This window comes from Streptomyces sp. NPDC051921 (assembly GCF_040680975.1).
Classification (GTDB): domain Bacteria; phylum Actinomycetota; class Actinomycetes; order Streptomycetales; family Streptomycetaceae; genus Streptomyces.
The window spans coordinates 168,948-186,379 of sequence record NZ_JBFAXU010000016.1 but is presented as its reverse complement, the minus strand read 5'-3'; the positions used below and the strand labels follow the sequence as shown (position 1 = coordinate 186,379).

Below are 17,432 nucleotides of genomic sequence, written 5' to 3'. Positions count from 1 at the left end.
TTCAGGACACCCCATGTTCCGTACCGCCCTGCGCAATGTGCTCGCGCACAAGGCCAGGCTGCTGATGACCGTGCTCGCCGTGATGCTCGGCGTGGCCTTCGTGTCCGGCACCCTGGTCTTCACCGACACCCTCTCCAACGCCTTCCGCAACCAGTCCGCCAAGAGCTACGACGACATCGCCGTCGCCGTGTCGGCCGTGCCGGACCAGGACGACCCGAACTCCGCGCCCGGCCTGTCCGAGCAGACCCGGCAGAAGATCGCCGCGATCGACGGCGTCGCCTCCGCCACCGGCCGCGTCAGCGGCTTCGCCGGCGTGCCGGACAAGGACGGCAAGCTGATCGGCGCCGGCTGGTCCAACAAGGGCACCAACTTCGCCCCCGGCCAGAACGGCAAGGACTCCGCGTACTCCTTCACCTCCGGGAACGGCCCGGTGGAGGACGACCAGATCGCGCTCGACCGGGAGACCGCCGACAAGGGCGGCTACAAGGTCGGCGACCAGGTCCGCGTCGCCACCAACGGCCCGGTCGAGACCTACACCCTCGTCGGCGTCTTCACCACCGAGGACGGCGCCGTGAACGCCGGCGGCAGCCTCGTCCTCTTCGACACCGACGTCGCCCAGAAGCTCTACCTGCGCCCCGGCTGGTTCCAGGACGTCAACGTCGCCGGCGAGCCCGGCGCCGACGCCGAGAAGATCCTCGCCGCGGTGAAGCCGATCGTCGGCGACAAGGCGGAGGCCAAGACCGGTCAGGCCCTGGCCGACCAGCAGGCCGAGGACATCGAGAGCGGACTGAGCAACCTCAGCACGATGCTGCTGGCCTTCGCCGCCATCGCGCTCTTCGTCGGTGTCTTCCTGATCTCCAACACCTTCACCATGCTGATCGCCCAGCGCACCAAGGAGCTCGCCCTGATGCGCGCCGTCGGCGCCTCTCGCGGCCAGATCACCCGGTCGGTGCTGGCGGAGGCCGGCCTGGTCGGTCTGGTCGCCTCCGCGATCGGCTTCGGGCTCGGCATCGGGCTCGCCGCGGGCCTGCGCTCCGGCATGAACGCCTTCGGTCTGAAGATCCCGGCCGGTGACCTGATCATCGGCGCCTCCCCGCTGGTCTCGGCGCTCGTCGTCGGCATCCTCGTCACCATGGTGGCCGCGCTGCTGCCCGGCTTCCGCGCGGCTAAGATCCCGCCGGTCGCCGCCATGAACAGTGTCCACGCGGTGGCCACCACCAAGTCCCTGGTGACCCGCAACATCATCGGCGGCATCATCACCGGCCTCGGCCTGCTCGCCATCGCCGGCGGCGCCTCCACCGGCGGCGACAGCGGCCGGATGCTCATCGGCCTGGGCGCCTTCCTCGCCCTCATCGGCGTGATCATCCTGATCCCGCTGCTGGCCCGCCCGGTGATCGCGATCGCCCGCCCGGTCCTCAAGCCCTTCGGCGTGGCCGGCTCGCTGGCCGGCCAGAACGCGGTCCGCAACCCGCGCCGCACCGGCGCCACCGCCTCCGCGCTCGCCATCGGCCTCACCCTGGTCACGGGCCTGTCCGTGCTCGGCGCCACGGTCGGCTCGGCCGTGGACCGGATGACGACCGACCAGATCAAGGCCGACTACATGATCACCATGGCCAGCGGCGACGGCCTCAACCAGGCCGCCCTGGACGCGGTGCGCAAGACCCCGGGCGCCACCGCGGTCTCCCCGCAGCAGGCCGGCTGGCTGGAGGTGAAGGGCGACTTCACGTCCGCCTCGGGTGTCACCCCGGGTGACATCGAGAAGGTCCTGAACCTCAAGGTGATCGACGGCTCGCTCGGCTCGCTCGCCGACGGGCAGGTCGCCGTCGCGGACAAGACCGCCGAGAAGAGGGGCTGGAAGGTCGGCTCGACGCTGCCGGTGGCGTTCGGCGACAAGAAGAAGGGCGAGCTGAAGGTCGGCGCGGTCTTCGAGGGCAGCGAGTTCGTCTCGCCGCTCGTCCTGGACGCCAAGATCCTCACGGCGCACGACCCCAAGCCGTACATCCCGCAGATCTTCGTGAAGATGGACGGGGGCCCGTCGGCCGCGGCCGAGAAGGCCGTCATGAAGTCGCTCGGCGACAACCCGGCGATGTCGGTGATGGACCAGAAGGACATCCGCGACCAGTTCGGCGGCATCATCAACATGATGCTGAACATCATGTACGGCCTCCTCGCCATGGCCCTGGTCATCGCGGTGCTCGGCGTCGTCAACACCCTCGCGATGTCCGTCTTCGAGCGCCAGCAGGAGATCGGCATGCTGCGGGCGATCGGTCTCGACCGGCGCCGGGTGAAGCGGATGGTCCGTCTGGAGGCCGTGGTCATCTCGCTGTTCGGCGCGGTGGTCGGCATCGCCCTCGGCTCCTTCCTGGGCTGGGCGATCGGCGAGACGCTGCGGGACAGCCTGCCGCACTACGCGCTGGTCCTGCCGTGGGGCCGGATCGGGATCTTCCTGCTCCTCGCCGGGCTGGTCGGCGTCCTGGCCTCCCTGTGGCCGGCGCGCAGCGCGGCGAAGCTGAACATGCTGCAGGCGATCAAGGCCGAGTAGCGGTCCCGCGGAACGCCGAGGGCCGGGCTCCCCTGGGGGAGCCCGGCCCTCACGCGTGGGTACGGGTCAGCTGCCCGCGCAGTAGGCCATCAGGTACTGGTGGTTGGCCTTGAACTGGTCGTAGAGCGCCGCGTCGTCGATCTTCAGGAGGGTCTCGTCGTTGGCCCGCAGCGCCGGGTAGGTGTAGTTGTGGCTGCCGGTCCACACGAGCTTCCTGCCGGCGACGCCGTCGTACGTGCCCTCGATCAGCAGGTACTTGGAGTGCAGGCCCGCCTTGGCGACGCCGGTGCCGCGGTCCTCGTAGCACTGCACGCGCTGGGTGAGCTTGCCGGAGACGACCGACTCGACGCCGGAGCTCATGGAGCCGGGGTAGCCGTCGTGGGCGAGGATCACCGAGCAGCCCGCGTTCTTCAGGGCGACGAGCTTGCTCGCGACCTCGTCACGGGTGAAGAGGTTGGCGGCCATCCGGATCTGGGTGCCGCCCGCGCAGCTGACGTTGTCCAGGATCAGTTTGACCGTGTCGGTGGAGGCGTCGTTGTCGTACGTGGTGCCCGAGGCCTCCTTGCGCGGGAAGAAGTACGCCTTGTACGGGCCGCTCGCCGGGGTCTTGTAGTAGTGGCTCAGCCCGGTGGCCGAGGTGCCGTACGTCAGCAGGTCGGCGAAGTAGTCCTGGTAGATGCCGTAGAGGCCGCTGTCGACGACGGTGACGGCGTTGTTGAACAGGTCGGTGCGCTGCACGCCGGTCATGTTGGCCGAGGTCTGCACGACGACGTCGCTCGCGCCGCCGGTGCTGGAGAAGAGCCAGAACTTGTTGTGGTTGATGGCGCCGTCGGGGTCGCCGGGCAGCTGCCGGGAACCGATGCAGCCGCGGCCCGCGGGGCAGGCGAAGACCCAGGAGCCCTGGGTGCGGTCGGTGCCGAGGCGCGCGGCCAGGCGGGCGTACTCGCCCCCGGTCATGGTGACGGAGGTGTGGTCGACGATCACCTTGACGTTCACGCCACGGGCCGCGGCGGCTCCGAGCGCGTCGGTGACGGAGTCGTCGGTGAAGGTGTAGAGCCCGGCGGTGATGGTGGAGCCGGCGGGAGCGCGGTCGACGAGGTCGATGACATGGGCCCGGATGCGGTCCTGGGCGGCACTGTCGCCCGACGGGTCGTTGAAGGTGGCGGTGGTGGTCACGGGGGCCGACTCGGCGCCCGCGGGCGCCGGGGAGGCGGCCAGGAGGCCTACGGCGGCGGCCAGGGCGAGCAGCAGACGGGTGGGACGGTGCAAGGTTCCCCCTCGGATCGGACAGAACGGCATAGACATGACAAACAGGAACCCAAAGGAAACGGGGTGCCGGTTCTCACCGGCACCCCGTCTGCCCGGAGCCCGAACTTCCGAACGTATCAGCGCCCTTGGGACTCCCCGGACTCGTCCCACACCCGCGACCGCAGCGGAAGCCCCGAGGTGCCCGCCCCCGGCGTCTTCACGGCCAGGAACTGGTTCACCCCGATCCGGTTGCGTTCGAAGGACACCGCCGACGCCGCCATGTACAGGCGCCAGATCCGCGCCCGCCCCGGCGAGGTGAGCCGGACCGCCCGGTCCCACTCCGCCTCCAGGTTCGCCACCCAGCGCCGCAGCGTCAGCGCGTAGTGCTCGCGGATCGCCTCCACGTCCCGGACCTCGAAACCCGCGTCCTCAAGGGTCGTCAGGGTCCGGCCCATCGGGGCCAGCTCGCCGTCCGGGAACACGTAGGCGTCGATGAAGGGATCCACCTCGTACGCCTCCTCGTCCGACTCCGGGCGGCGCGAGATCTGGTGGTTGAGCAGCCGCCCGCCCGGCTTCAGGAGCCGGTACAGGGTGTCCGCGTACTCCCGGTACTTCACGGCGCCCACGTGCTCGGCCATGCCGATCGAGGAGATCGCGTCGAACGGCCCGTCCTCGACGTCCCGGTAGTCCTGGACCCGGATCTCGATCCGGTCCGTCAGTCCCTCCTCGGCGATCCGCTTGCGGGCGAACGCGGCCTGCTCCCGCGAGAGCGTGACACCGACGACCCGCGCGCCGTACTCCCGCGCCGCGTGGATCGCCATCGAGCCCCAGCCGCAGCCCACGTCGAGCAGCCGGTCGCCCTCCTTCAGGCGCAGCTTGCGCGCGATCAGGTCCAGCTTGTCGCGCTGGGCCTCCTCCAGCGTCCCGCCGTCCGTCCAGTACGCGCACGAGTAGACCATCGACGGGCCGAGGACCAGCTCGTAGAAGTCGTTGCCCACGTCGTAGTGGTGACTGATCGCCTGCTTGTCCCGCCGTTTGCTGTGCGACACGCCGGTGCGCCCGCGCATCTCCTCCACGGGCGGCTTCGGCGGCGGGAACGGGCCGGCCAGCTTGAGCAGCGCCCTGGCCGCCGCGCGCACCTTCGGGTCGCGCACCGCCGCCAGGGCTCCGCGCGACTCCTCGTCACGCTCCCAGATGAAGCCGGCGAGCCCGTCCAGGACCGCGTAGAGGTCGCCCTCCACGTCGATCTCACCGGCCACCCAGGCCCGGGCCAGACCCAGCTCGCCCGGCTTCCACAGCAGCCGACGCAACGCCCGGCGCTCGCGGACGACCAGAACGGGGCCGCCCGCAGGACCGGCTTCGCTGCCGTCCCAGGCCCGCAGCCGCACGGGGAACTTCGCTCCCAGCACGTCCTCGGCAAGGGCGGTCAGCCGCGACGCGGCGTCGGTCATGGTGCAACACCTCCGTGATCTCGTGCCCCAGAAATGCGTGTCACCAGGAGAACACCGTCCGTAGGCGAACCCATCCCTTCCGCCGCGTAAACGCTGTGAAAAACACGCGAAGGGCCGTCCGCACCACGGATGGCGGACGGCCCTACGGCCTTGCGTGTACTGCTGGTACTGCGGGTGTTACGAGGCCTTGGCCTTCTCCTGCGCCGGGGCGGCCGGCGCCGGGGCGGGCTTGGCCGCCTCGTAGAACTCCTCGCGCGGGGTCTCCATGGCACCGAGGGAGACGACCTCACGCTTGAGGAACATGCCCAGGGTCCAGTCGGCGAAGATGCGGATCTTGCGGTTCCACGTCGGCATCGCCATGCCGTGGTAGCCACGGTGCATGTACCAGGCGAGACGGCCCTTGAGCTTGATCTTCATCTTGCCCATGACGATCATCGCGACGCCCTTGTGCAGGCCGAGACCCGCGACCGCGCCCTTGTTGGAGTGCGCGTACTCCTTCTGCGGGAAGCCGCGCATGCCGGCCACCACGTTGTCGCCGAGGACCTTGGCCTGGCGCAGGGCGTGCTGGGCGTTCGGCGGGCACCAGGCGTTCTCGACACCGGCACGGCGCGAGGCCATGTCCGGGACCTGGGCGTTGTCGCCCGCGGCCCACACGTAGTCGAGGCCGTTGACCTGGAGCTTCTCGTTGCAGTCCACGTGGCCGCGGGGGCCGAGCGGCAGACCGAAGCGGGCGAGCGCCGGGTTCGGCTTCACACCGGCGGTCCACACGATCGTGTTGGAGTCGACCTCGAGGCCGTTCTTCAGCACGACGTGGCCGTCGACGCAGGAGTCCATCGAGGTCTGCAGGTAGATCTCGATGCCGCGGCTCTCGAGGTGCTCCTTGCCGTAGAGGCCGAGCTTCGGGCCGACCTCGGGAAGGATCTTGTCGGCGGCGTCGACCAGGATGAACCGCATGTCCTCGCGGTTCACGTTCTGGTAGTACTTCGCCGCGTCGCGGGCCATGTCCTCGACCTCGCCGATGGTCTCCGCGCCGGCGAAGCCGCCGCCCACGAAGACGAAGGTCAGCGCCTTGCGGCGGACCTCCTCATCGGTCGTCGAGTCGGCCTTGTCGAGCTGCTCGAGGACGTGGTTGCGCAGGCCGATGGCCTCCTCGATGCCCTTCATGCCGATGCCCTGCTCGGCGAGGCCGGGGATCGGGAAGGTGCGGGAGACGGCACCCATCGCAATGACCAGGTAGTCGAACGGCAGCTCGTACGCCTCGCCGACGAGCGGCGCGATCGTGGCGACCTTGCGGTCCTGGTCGATGGTGGTGACCCGGCCGGTGAGCACCTCGGCTCCGCGCACGACGCGTCGCAGCGGGACGACGACGTGGCGCGGCGAGATGCTGCCGGCGGCGGCTTCGGGGAGGAAGGGCTGGTAGGTCATGTACGACCGCGGGTCGACGACCGTGACGGTCGCCTCGGCGTAGCGCATCTTCTTGAGAATGCGCCGAGCCGCGTACAGGCCTACGTACCCACCGCCTACTACGAGGATCCTGGGACGCTCCGTGGTGCTCATGCCATCGAGTATCCACCCCCTCCAGGGGGGTTGCTCGTGCGCCCCTTCACAAGCTTCCGTGGGACCTCTGCTACACTCCGCGGCCCACGTGACCCAGGTCATGGTCCAGCAAAGGAACCAGGGGGTGGCGGCGGACGTTGTTCACCCCCTGTGAACTGGCCCGGAGAGCCTTCCTTAACGCTGAACCAAGGGGTGCGTTCACACGATGGAAACATCGAGCGAAGAGGCCTCCGCACCTGCGAAAGGGCCCTGAGGAACCCCTCGGAGGGCCTAAAGACCCCCCTCGGGCTCCCTCAGGGCCCTTTCTCTTGTGAAGAACTTCACGAAGTTTCTCGCCATGTGGTCAAGAGAGGCCCCTCACAGGGGCTCATAGCCGCCCGCTATGCCACGGATAGAGCGATCCCATCGAGGATGTCGTGCTCGCTGACGACCACCTCGGCGGCCCCGGTCCGCTCCATGATCTCGGCCAGGACCAGCGCGCCGGCGATGATCACGTCCACCCGGCCGGGGTGGATGACCGGGATCGCGGCCCGTTCGTCGTGCGTGGAGGCGAGCAGCCGGTCCACCACGGCGTCGACCTGCGCACGGCTGATCCGGGCGTGGTGGATCTTCGTGGAGTCGTACTCCTGGAGCCCGAGCGCGATCGCGGCCACCGTGGTGACCGAGCCGGCCAGACCGACGAGCGTCCCGGCCTCCGTGATCGGCACGGTCTCGGCGGCCAGGTCCATCGCGGCCCGCACGTCGGCGCGGATCGCGGCGATCTCCTCGGCGCTCGGCGGGTCGTGCCGCACGTGCCGCTCGGTGAGGCGTACGCAGCCGATGTCGACGGAGCGGGCGGCCTCGACGTGCCGGTTGCCGACCACGAACTCGGTCGACCCGCCGCCGATGTCCACCACCAGCCGCCGGTCGTCGCCGTGCAGCTCGCCGGTGGCGCCCGTGAAGGAGAACTCGGCCTCCTGGTCGCCGGTGATGACCTCGGGCTCGACGCCCAGGATCTCGACGACCCCGCGCACGAAGTCGTCCCGGTTCTCGGCGTCACGGGAGGCGGAGGTGGCGACGAAGCGCAGCTTCTCGGCGCCGAACTCCTCGATGACCGCCGCGTAGTCGCGGCAGGCGGCGAAGGTCCGCTCCAGGGCCTCGGGCGCGAGCCTGCCGGTCCGGTCCACGCCCTGGCCGAGCCGGACGATGGTCATCCGCCGGTCCAGCTCGATCAGCTCGCCCGTATCCGGGTGGACGTCGGCCACCAGGAGACGGATGGAGTTCGTACCGCAGTCGATTCCGGCGACCCGGGTCACTTCTGCTCCTCGTCCTCGTCCTTGTCGGCGCAGGGGGTGACGCAGGGGCCCTTCGCCCACCACTCGGGCAGCATCGCGAGGGCCTCGTCGCCGAACGGGTTCACGCCCGGGCCGGCGACCAGCGAGTGTCCGACGAGCACGTGCAGGCACTTGACCCGGTCCGGCATGCCGCCGGCGCTCGGGAAGCCCTCCAGGACCTCGATGGCGTCGCGGCGCGCGATGTAGTCCTCGTGCGCGGCCCGGTAGGCCGCGGCCAGCTCCGGGTCGGTGGCGAGCCGCGCCTGCATCTCCTTCATGACCCCGTTGGCCTCCAGGGTGCCGATGGCGGAGGCGGCGCGCGGGCAGGTCAGGTAGTACGTGGTCGGGAACGGCGTGCCGTCGGGGAGCCGGGGCGCGGTCTCGACGACGTCCGGGTTGCCGCACGGGCAGCGGTGCGCGATCGCGCGCAGGCCGCGGGGGGGCCGGCCGAGCTGGGCCTCGAACGCGGCGACGTCCGCGTCGGTGGGCTCGGTGCGTTCGGTCTGCGGAGGGGGCGTTTCCATCATGGATCCTGGGTTGGTCAGTGGCGGTCGGCGTTGTCCACGCCGTCCCACAGGTTGTCGTACCAGGGGCGGTCCGTCGCGCCCTGGTCGGTGCGGGGCCGGTGCTCCGCGTCGGGGTCGTTCACGGTGAAGCCGGTCTCGCCGGGCATCACGTAGTGCAGGTGCTCGCGGGCCAGCCGGCGCACGTAGGCCGGGTCCTGGAGGCGGGCCTTCTCGTCCCGCAGTTCCTCGACCCGGCGGGCGGCCTCGGCGGCCTTGCGCTCCTGGTCGGCGATCTCGCCCTGCTGGGAGACGTACTGCCGCATCGGGTAGGCGAGCGCCACCACCAGCGAGCAGACGACGAGGGCCAGGAAGGCCGCGCGGCCGGTGAGCCGGGAGCGGCGCGCCTGACGGCGGGTCTGGGAGCGGTAGACACGGGCGGCGGTCTGCTCGCCGAGCAGCCTGATCCGGGTCGCGGTCGAGAACCGGTCCCGGTCCTTCACGGCCATGTCGTGCGCCTCCCCTTGTGCCGACCCTGTTCACGCGTACGTCCCCGCACACGGTACGGGACCGAGTGCGGGGACGTCCGTAACTACAGCGTCAGGCCAGGTCAGCCCTTGAAGCGCGGGAAGGCGCTGCGGCCGGCGTAGACCGCGGCGTCGTCGAGGATCTCCTCGATGCGCAGGAGCTGGTTGTACTTGGCGACGCGCTCGGAGCGGGCCGGGGCGCCGGTCTTGATCTGGCCGCAGTTGGTGGCGACGGCGAGGTCGGCGATGGTGACGTCCTCGGTCTCGCCGGAGCGGTGGGACATCATGCACTTGAAGCCGCTGCGCTGGGCGAGCTCGACGGCGTCCAGGGTCTCGGTCAGCGAGCCGATCTGGTTGACCTTGACCAGGAGGGCGTTGGCGCTGCCCTCCTCGATGCCGCGGGCCAGGCGCTCCGGGTTGGTGACGAACAGGTCGTCGCCGACCAGCTGCACCTTGGCGCCGAGCTTCTCGGTGATGACCTTCCAGCCGGCCCAGTCGTCCTCGAACAGCGGGTCCTCGATGGAGACCAGCGGGTACGCGGAGACGAGCTCCTCGTAGTACTCGGTCATCTCGGCGGCCGAGCGGGCCTTGCCCTCGAACTCGTACTTGCCGTCCTTGTAGAACTCGGAGGCGGCGCAGTCGAGGGCGAGCGCGATGTCCTTGCCGGGGACGTAGCCGGCCTGCTTGATGGCCTCCAGGATGAGGTCGAGGGCCTCACGGTTGGAGCCGAGGTTCGGGGCGAAGCCGCCCTCGTCGCCGAGACCGGTGGAGAGGCCCTTGGCCTTCAGGACGGCCTTGAGCGTGTGGTAGACCTCGGTGCCCCAGCGGAGGGCCTCGGAGAAGGACTCCGCGCCGATCGGGGCGATCATGAACTCCTGGATGTCCACGTTGGAGTCGGCGTGCGAGCCGCCGTTCAGGATGTTCATCATCGGAACGGGCAGCAGGTGCGCGTTCGGGCCGCCGAGGTAGCGGAAGAGCGGCAGGTCGGAGGCCTCGGAGGCGGCGTGCGCGACGGCGAGGGAGACGCCGAGGATGGCGTTGGCGCCGAGCGAGGACTTGTCCGGGGTGGCGTCCAGGTCGAACATCGCCTGGTCGATCAGGCGCTGCTCGGTGGCGTCGTAGCCGACGAGCTCCGGGCCGATCTGCTCGATGACGGCGAGAACGGCCTTCTCCACGCCCTTGCCCTGGTAACGGTTGGGGTCACCGTCGCGGAGCTCGAGGGCCTCGAACGCACCGGTGGAGGCACCGGACGGAACGGCAGCACGGCCGGTGCTGCCGTCGTCGAGGCCGACCTCGACCTCGACCGTGGGGTTGCCTCGGGAGTCCAGGATTTCCCGGGCTACGACGACGTCGATGGACGGCACGAGCATCTCCTTCTGGGATGTGACGCTGGTTGTGACGCATGCGGCAAGGTCTCGTTCGCCTTGCGACATGAGCCTAACCGGCCCGGGGGCTCCAGCCGGCCGGGCGCCCGCCCGCTGGGACGAAAAAGGACCCGAGGGCAGGTATCTCGGGACGAAAGACCCCAGATCTACTGGACGGTAACCGCCAGGAGCGGCGAAACCCCGGCCCGGAGCGCACGGGGGAAGGACGCTCCGGACCGGGGTGGTCACTCACCGCGGGAGGGTCGGCAGGCTCACTTGAGGTGGAGCTGCTGGCCCGGGTAGATCAGGTCGGCGTTCTCGACGACGCCCTTGTTCAGCTGGAAGAGCTTCTGCCAGCCGCCCTTGACGCCGTGCGCCTTGGCGATCTTGCTGAGGGTGTCACCGGCGACGACCTTGTACTCGCCGTCCCCCTTCTTGACCTTCTTGCCGGTCGGGGTGGTGACGGTCTTCTTGGACTCGCTCTTCTTCGGAGCGGTCTTCTTCGGCGCCGGACGCTGCTCGCTGCGGGTCGTCGGCTGCTCGGTGGAGCGCTCGGGGGCGGCGGGCTTCGGCGCGGCCTCGGCCGAGCCGCCCACGTAGGAGGCGCTGGACAGGCCCACGCCACAGCTCGGCCACGCACCCTTGCCCTGGCCCGCGAGGACCTTCTCGGCGACGGCGATCTGCTGCGACTTGGAGGCCTGGTCGGCGCGCGGGGCGTAGGCGGTGCCGCCGTACGCGGCCCAGGTGGAGGCCGAGAACTGCAGGCCGCCGTAGTAGCCGTTGCCGGTGTTGATGGACCAGTTGCCGCCGGACTCGCACTGGGCGACGGCGTCCCACTCGGAGGCGGTGGCGGCCGAGGCGGTGCCCGCGGTCATCAGCGGGGCCGCGACGGCGACGCCGGCGACACCGGCGAGCGCGATGACGCGGGTGGCCTTGGAGGCACGACGGTGTTTGCCCTTGCCGGAAAGCAGCATGGAAGTTCTCCTCACCGACGCCTACGAGGTGAGCTGTCGGGTTCGGGCGAGTGAGTTGCCCGGCCGCGTGACCTTGCACGCGGCTTCACCCCTAGCCGGTCGTCGGCCGTCTGTCTCAACGGCCGGGGCCGGCACTTACCTTGGGTCCCCCGGTCCTGCCTTCGGCGCTTGCGCGACGACTGTTCCCTCCGTCCGGCGGCAGGATTCGGCGTACCGGTCGGCGGGGCCCGCGGTGGCGAGCGGTCACGACCGTAGACACAGACCCCGGGGAAGTTCAAAGACCCTCAACACGGAAAAATCGCCCCTACTTGCACACCGTCAGGGGGTGTTTGCGCAGGTGAGGGGCGATTCGAGCAAAGTTTGCGGACGCGACACGCCAGTTCGGCAAGAGAGACCCATGTCTCACTTACGCAGAACGGACATTCACCCCCGAACTACTCCTGGGATTCCGTCAGTCCGAGGTCCAGCTCAAGGCTCTGACCAGGGAGGATGAGGTCAGGGTCGGCGCCGACGGTCTTCTTGTTGGCGCCGTAGAGGGCGCTCCAGCCGCCGGGCAGGCCGTTCTCCTCCGCAATGCCCGACAGGCTGTCACCCGGCTTGACGGTGTATTCGTCCGACTTGTCCGAGGCGCCCGATTCGCCGTTCTCGCCGGCGCCGGTCGCGTCGCCCTTCGCACCGTCAGCCGGTGCGGCGTGCCGCCCGGATTCGGACGAGGTGTCCGAGTTGCCCGGCTCCTCTGGCGCCGCGTCACCGCGGTGCTTGCCGGTGCCGGGGGCGCCCGCATCCGGCGCACCGGGCGTACCGGGCGTCAGGGACACATCGGGCGTCACGGGCGTACCGGGCGTGACGGGAGAGGTGGGGGTCCCGGGGGTCGAGGGCGCGGTCGACGGCCCACCCGGGGTCGCCGGGGCGGTCGGGCCGGTGGGGGCGGCCGGCGTGGCGGGGGTGGCCGAGGGCTCGGCCGCGTCCTGGCCGGAGCCGGCGGGCAGGCCGTCGGTGCGGTTGGACTCCGGGACGGGGCCCGACTTCTCCTTGGGCGTGACACCGGGGCCCGGGTCCACCTCGGGGGCCTTGCCGTCGTTCTTCAGGCCGGCGATGGGGGCGCAGGTGGCCCACTGGGTGTCGCCCGCGGCGAGCGCGCGGTCCGCGACGGTGATCTGCTGGGCGCGGCTCGCGAGATCGGCGCTCGGCGCGTAGGCGAGGCCGCCGTGCCGCTCCCAGCTCTCCTGGGAGAACTGCAGGCCGCCGTAGAGCCCGTTCCCGAAGTTGGCGCTCCAGGCGCCGCCCGACTCACACTCGGCGACCCGGTCCCATGTCGTCGCGTCGGCAGCGGAGGCGGAGCCGGTGGCGAGCAGTGGCAGCGCCATGGCCGAGCCGGTGACTCCCGCCGCGACGACGAGCGCGGGAGCCTGGCGGGGTCTGCGGTGACGTCCGTTCCCGGAGCGCATGCGGAGTGCCTTTCGCGTGACAGCTGAGACTGCGGGTGAACGTAGCGGCATTCGAACGTGAGTCACAAGTCGATGCAGCGGAGATCACGCGAGGATCACATTTCTGACGGTCAGTCAGTTGCGCGCGTCTTTGTGGGAAGGCGTGAACTCCACCGGAAGGGTGCGCAGGCCACGCATGATGAGCCCGCCACGCCACCGCAGTTCCGCCGGATCGGCCCCAAGTCGCAGGTCTGGCAAGCGAGTCAGCAGCGTCGCGAGTGCCGTCTGCCCCTCCAGCCGGGCCAACGGCGCGCCCAGGCAGTAGTGGATGCCGTGCCCGTAGCCGAGGTGCTGGTTGTCACGCCGTGCCAGATCCAGCGTGTCCGGTTCGTCGAAGCGCGCCGGGTCCCGGTCCGCGGCGGCGAGGACCACGAGGACCGGGTCGCCGGCCGGGATCTCCTGCCCGCCGACGGTCAGCGGCTCCGTGGCGAACCGCCAGGTCGCCAGCTCCACGGGCCCGTCGTACCGCAGCAGCTCCTCGATGCCGGTCTCCAGGAGCCCGCGCTCCCCCGCCGCGATCGACTCCTGCAGCAGGGCGCGCTGCTCCGGGTTGCGCAGCAGCGCGTACACCCCGTTGCCGATCAGGTTGACGGTCGTCTCGAAGCCTGCGAAGAGGAGGATGAAGGCCATGGCGGCGGCCTCGTTCTCCGTGAGGTGCTCACCGTGGTCCGAGGCCTTGATGAGCCCGGAGATCAGGTCGTCCCCCGGCTCCTCCCTCTTCTTGTGGATGAGCTCCAGGAGATAGCCGCGCATCTTCTTCACCGAGCGCGCGACCCCGCCGCGCGGCCCTCCGCCGTGCCGGATCATCATTCCGGCCCAGTCCCGGAAGTCGTCCTGGTCCTCGCGCGGCACCCCGAGCAGGTCGCAGATGGCGTAGATGGGCAGCGGGAACGCGAACTCGTGGATGAGGTCCGCGCTCCCCCGCTCCGCGAAGCCGTCGATCAGCCGGTCGGTCAGCTCCTGCACGCGCGGCGCGAACTCGGCGACCCGGCGCGGCGTGAACGCCTTCGACACGAGCCGGCGCAGCCGGGTGTGGTCCGGCGGGTCGATGTTGAGCAGGTGCGTCATCAGCTCGGCCTTGCGTTCGCCCGGGATGCCCGTCTTCCCCTTGGCGTGCGCCGGCTCGTCGTGGTGCGCCGGGTTCTTCGAGAGCCGCTGGTCCGCCAGCGCCTGCCGCGCGTCCGCGTAACGGGTCACGAGCCAGGCCTCCACCCCGCTGGGCAGCTTCGCCCGGTGCACGGGCGCGTGCTCGCGCAGCCAGGCGTACGCGGGGTAGGGGTCGGTGGCGAACTCCCACGTGAAGAGCTCGGGGGCGGGGGGTACGGAAGACGGGGTGGCGCTCACTCCTCGACCGTACAAGGGGACGGGCGGGCCCTCGCGCCCGGTCAGCGGTACGCGGCGAGGAAGACGCGCACGGCGGCGTCGGCGTAGCCGTCGAGCTCGGCCCGGGTGAACTCCACGCCCGGGCCGCAGAACATCACCCTGCTCTGCGGCGGGGTGGAGATCATCGACGTGAAGTGATGGGCCGCGAGCAGCGGATCGTCGAGCCGGGTGAGGACGCCCCGCTCACGGAGCCGCAGCAGGCTCTCGGCCATGAGCGCGTGGATGCGCTCCGGCCCGCGCTCGTAATAGGCGCGGCCGAGTTCGGGGAAGCGGTCCGCCTCCGCGATGACGAGGCGGCGCAGTGCGAGCAGCCGCGGTTCGGTGAGGACGGCGGCGAACCGCCGGGCGATCGTCGTCAGGTCGCGGTCCACGTCCTCGGAGTCCGCCAGCGGGCCGGTGACCCGGTCGGCGAGGTCGTCGGTCCGGTCGAGGCCGGTGTGGATGATCTCGGTGAAGAGGGACGGCTTGTCGGCGAAGTGCTTGTAGACGGTCTGCTTGGACACGGCCGCCAGCTTCGCGATGTCGTCCATGCTCGTCCCCGCGTACCCCTTGGACAGGAACACCGAGGTCGCGGCCTCCAGGATCGACTCGTGCTTGCGCGCCGAACGGGCGTCCATCGTCACGTCTCCTCACTCCTCCGCGGTCCCCGTCCGAGAAGAGTACTGGACCGACCAGTACCCACTTCAGTACTGTACGGTCCAGTTCCCGAGATCGAGCAGATCTCGTCCAGGGGGAAGGGGCCCGCCATGTCCACGCACGACCCGCACCAGGTGACCTCCGCCGACGGCACCGCCCTCGCCTACGAACGGCGGGGCTCCGGCCCGGCCGTCGTGCTCGTCGGCGGAGCCTTCATGACCCGCGGCGACTCCGCCGGGCTCGCCGCGCTGCTCGCCGAGCGCTTCACCGTCCTCACGTACGACCGGCGCGGCCGCGGCGACAGCGCGGACTCCCTCGCGTACGACGTGCAGCGCGAGGTCGAGGACCTCGACGCGCTGATCGAGGGCCCGGCCGGCGGCTCGGCGATGGTCTTCGGCATGTCGTCCGGAGCCGTCCTCGCCCTGGAGGCCACCGCCCGGGGCAGCGCCGTCTCCCGCCTCGCCCTGTACGAGCCGCCGTTCGTCACCGACGCCTCCCGCCCGCCGCTGCCGGCCGACTACGTCGAGCACCTGACGGAGCTCGTGCGCCGCGAGGCGTACGGGGACGCCGTCGCGTACTTCATGACCGCGGCCGTCGGCCTGCCGGACGAGGTCGTCGCGGGCATGCGGCAGGCCCCGTTCTGGGCCGGCATGGAAGCCGTCGCGCGCACCCTCCCCTACGACGGCCGGATCATGGGCGACACCATGTCCGGTCGCCCGCTGCCCACCGAGCGCTGGGCGTCCGTGACGGTGCCCGTCCTCGTCGGCAGCGGCGACGCGGGCGCCCCCCACATGCTGACCGGCGCGCGGGAACTGGCCGCGACGGCCGGCAACTACACCCTGCTGGTCTTCCCCGGCCAGGAGCACGCCATCGCCCCGGAGCTCCTCGTCCCCGCCCTCGCCGACTTCTTCGCCGGCAAGGAGGGCTGAGGACGAGGGGACTCCTCGACGAGCTGGAGATCCACATCGCGCCGGTCGTCCTCGGCGCGGGCACCCGCCTGTTCGACGGGGTCTCCCCCGACCTGCGCCTGGAGCCCGTCCGCGTGGTCGACTCGCCGAAGGTCACGCACGTGAGGTATCGCGTGAAGTGACATGTCCGCACGAGATCGGCACCTGCGGTGACGCTGCGTGGCTTAGATTCACCGCGTGGACCCCCAGTTGCTCCGAAACACGTTCGCTGTCGTCGAGAGACGGGCCGAGCACGCCGTCACGTTCTTCTACTCCCATCTCTTCTGGCACAACCCGGGCGTACGCGAGCTGTTTCCCCAGGAGATGGGCCTCCAGCGGGACCGGCTCTTCGCCGCGCTCACCCATGTGGTGACGCACCTGGAGGACCCCGGGCTCGTCGGCTATCTCGGACAGCTGGGCCGCGACCACCGCAAGTTCCTGGCCACGCCCGCGCTCTACAGCGCGGTCGGGGCCAGCCTGCTCGCCGCCTTCGCGCACGCCGCGGGCACCGCCTGGACCGTGGAGGCGGAAAAGGCCTGGACCGAGGCGTACGGGCTGGTCGCCGACCTGATGCAGGCCGGGGCGGAGGAGTCCGCCCAGGCCGGCCACCCCGCGTGGTGGGACGCGGACGTCGTCCGGCACGAGCGCCACGGCGAGGACCTGACACTGCTGACCCTGCGCCCCCGGCAGCCCTACCCGTACCTCGCCGGCCAGTACGTGAGCGTCAGCTCGCTGCACGTGCCGCGGGTGTGGCGGACCTACTCCCTCGCCAACGCGCCCCGCCCCGACGGCACGCTCGACCTGCACGTCAGCCGCATCAAGGGCGGGCTGATGAGCACCGCGCTCACGGAGCGGCTCCGGGTGGGCGAGACGCTGCGGCTCAGCACCCCGGGCGGGGCGCTGACCGCCCGCACCCCGCCCGGCAAACCGCGCACCTACATCGCGGCCGGCACCGGCTGGGCCCCGGTCCGCGCCCTCCTCGAAGAGGCCGCGCAGGACGAACCGAAGCTGGAGGGCCGCCTGTTCGTGGTCGCCCGCGCCAAGGAGTACCTGTACGCGCGGGACGACGCCGAGCGGCTGCGCGAGCGGATACCCGGGCTCCACCTCACGTACATCACCGCCGCCCCGCGCCGCCCCCGCGACCAGGCCACCGAACGCCTGGTCCAGGCGCTGCGGGCCTCCGTCCACTGGCCCGCCCACGACGTCTACCTCGCCGGCCCGCCGGCCTTCCTCACCGAGGTCGCCGAGGAGCTGGAGGAACTGGGCGCCGACCCGGACCGCGTCTTCCGCGACCACCTGCCGACGGTCGGCCGCTTCACCACCCGCCCCGGCAGCCGCGCCGAGTGGCTCCTGGAACCGCCCCCGCTCCACTGGCACGACCCGGAGGCGCGCGCCCCGCGCGAGCCGCGGGCCTGACCGTCCGTCGTCCGTGCGGCGGACACCCGGCGTGTCCGGCATCCCCCTGGCGACGCCACGGCGCCGTCCCGCCCCCTGAGACCG

At 70.9% G+C, this 17,432-nt stretch carries 15 protein-coding genes and 1 riboswitch; of the genes, 4 read left to right on the top strand and 11 right to left on the bottom strand.

What is annotated here, in order from left to right; all coding sequences use genetic code 11:
• The first annotated feature begins 13 nt into the window (after nt 1-13).
• Nucleotides 14-2,542 (top strand): FtsX-like permease family protein, encoded by a 2,529-nt coding sequence (locus AB0M16_RS22250; protein WP_365345443.1) that lies wholly within the window; start codon nt 14-16, stop codon nt 2,540-2,542.
• Between the two features lie 66 nt (nt 2,543-2,608).
• On the opposite strand, the gene AB0M16_RS22245 is transcribed toward AB0M16_RS22250, so the two are convergent.
• From AB0M16_RS22245 to AB0M16_RS22195, 11 genes are all read right to left on the bottom strand, one after another.
• Nucleotides 2,609-3,811 carry a phospholipase D-like domain-containing protein gene (locus AB0M16_RS22245; protein WP_365345442.1) on the bottom strand — a complete coding sequence of 401 codons (1,203 nt, stop codon included), beginning with the start codon at nt 3,809-3,811 and terminating at the stop codon, nt 2,609-2,611.
• A gap of 116 nt (nt 3,812-3,927) precedes the next feature.
• A complete protein-coding gene (locus AB0M16_RS22240; protein ID WP_365345440.1) occupies nt 3,928-5,241 on the bottom strand; it encodes a cyclopropane-fatty-acyl-phospholipid synthase family protein in 1,314 nt (437 codons plus the stop codon).
• A 177-nt stretch (nt 5,242-5,418) separates the two neighbouring features.
• Nucleotides 5,419-6,798 carry an NAD(P)/FAD-dependent oxidoreductase gene (locus AB0M16_RS22235; RefSeq protein WP_365345438.1) on the bottom strand — a complete coding sequence of 460 codons (1,380 nt, stop codon included), beginning with the start codon at nt 6,796-6,798 and terminating at the stop codon, nt 5,419-5,421.
• A 380-nt stretch (nt 6,799-7,178) separates the two neighbouring features.
• Nucleotides 7,179-8,093 (bottom strand): Ppx/GppA phosphatase family protein, encoded by a 915-nt coding sequence (locus AB0M16_RS22230; protein ID WP_365345436.1) that lies wholly within the window; start codon nt 8,091-8,093, stop codon nt 7,179-7,181.
• Nucleotides 8,090-8,635, bottom strand: a complete 546-nt coding sequence (locus AB0M16_RS22225; protein ID WP_365345504.1) for a DUF501 domain-containing protein — start codon at nt 8,633-8,635, stop codon at nt 8,090-8,092. Before AB0M16_RS22225 ends, AB0M16_RS22230 begins: the two co-directional genes overlap by 4 nt.
• A 17-nt stretch (nt 8,636-8,652) precedes the next feature.
• Nucleotides 8,653-9,123, bottom strand: a complete 471-nt coding sequence (locus AB0M16_RS22220; RefSeq protein ID WP_365345434.1) for a septum formation initiator family protein — start codon at nt 9,121-9,123, stop codon at nt 8,653-8,655.
• 101 nt (nt 9,124-9,224) lie between these two features.
• Nucleotides 9,225-10,511 carry a phosphopyruvate hydratase gene (gene eno, locus AB0M16_RS22215; protein ID WP_365345432.1) on the bottom strand — a complete coding sequence of 429 codons (1,287 nt, stop codon included), beginning with the start codon at nt 10,509-10,511 and terminating at the stop codon, nt 9,225-9,227.
• Between the two features lie 266 nt (nt 10,512-10,777).
• Nucleotides 10,778-11,479, bottom strand: a complete 702-nt coding sequence (locus AB0M16_RS22210) for a transglycosylase family protein (protein ID WP_365345430.1) — start codon at nt 11,477-11,479, stop codon at nt 10,778-10,780.
• Nucleotides 11,480-11,482: 3 nt separating this feature from the next.
• Nucleotides 11,483-11,656: riboswitch (cyclic di-AMP (ydaO/yuaA leader) on the bottom strand.
• Between the two features lie 257 nt (nt 11,657-11,913).
• Entirely contained in the window at nt 11,914-12,927 is a 1,014-nt protein-coding gene (locus AB0M16_RS22205; RefSeq protein WP_365345428.1) for a transglycosylase family protein, read from the bottom strand.
• A 114-nt stretch (nt 12,928-13,041) separates the two neighbouring features.
• A complete protein-coding gene (locus AB0M16_RS22200; RefSeq protein WP_365345426.1) occupies nt 13,042-14,310 on the bottom strand; it encodes a cytochrome P450 in 1,269 nt (422 codons plus the stop codon).
• Between the two features lie 41 nt (nt 14,311-14,351).
• On the bottom strand, nt 14,352-14,966 hold the full coding sequence (locus tag AB0M16_RS22195; RefSeq protein ID WP_365345424.1) for a TetR/AcrR family transcriptional regulator: 615 nt from the start codon (nt 14,964-14,966) through the stop codon (nt 14,352-14,354).
• Nucleotides 14,967-15,095: 129 nt separating this feature from the next.
• Here AB0M16_RS22195 and AB0M16_RS22190 point away from each other — a divergent pair, with 129 nt between their 5' ends.
• From AB0M16_RS22190 to AB0M16_RS22180, 3 genes are read left to right on the top strand one after another with little or no spacing between them, the layout of a single operon-like run.
• Nucleotides 15,096-15,914 carry an alpha/beta hydrolase gene (locus AB0M16_RS22190; RefSeq protein WP_365345422.1) on the top strand — a complete coding sequence of 273 codons (819 nt, stop codon included), beginning with the start codon at nt 15,096-15,098 and terminating at the stop codon, nt 15,912-15,914.
• Nucleotides 15,911-16,075: a dihydrofolate reductase family protein gene (locus tag AB0M16_RS22185; RefSeq protein WP_365345502.1), complete on the top strand. Its 165-nt coding sequence runs from the start codon at nt 15,911-15,913 to the stop codon at nt 16,073-16,075. The genes AB0M16_RS22190 and AB0M16_RS22185 overlap by 4 nt, the downstream gene beginning before the upstream one ends.
• A 55-nt stretch (nt 16,076-16,130) precedes the next feature.
• Complete coding sequence (locus AB0M16_RS22180; protein WP_365345420.1) at nt 16,131-17,348, top strand: globin domain-containing protein; 1,218 nt, start codon at nt 16,131-16,133, stop codon at nt 17,346-17,348.
• Nucleotides 17,349-17,432: the final 84 nt, after the last annotated feature.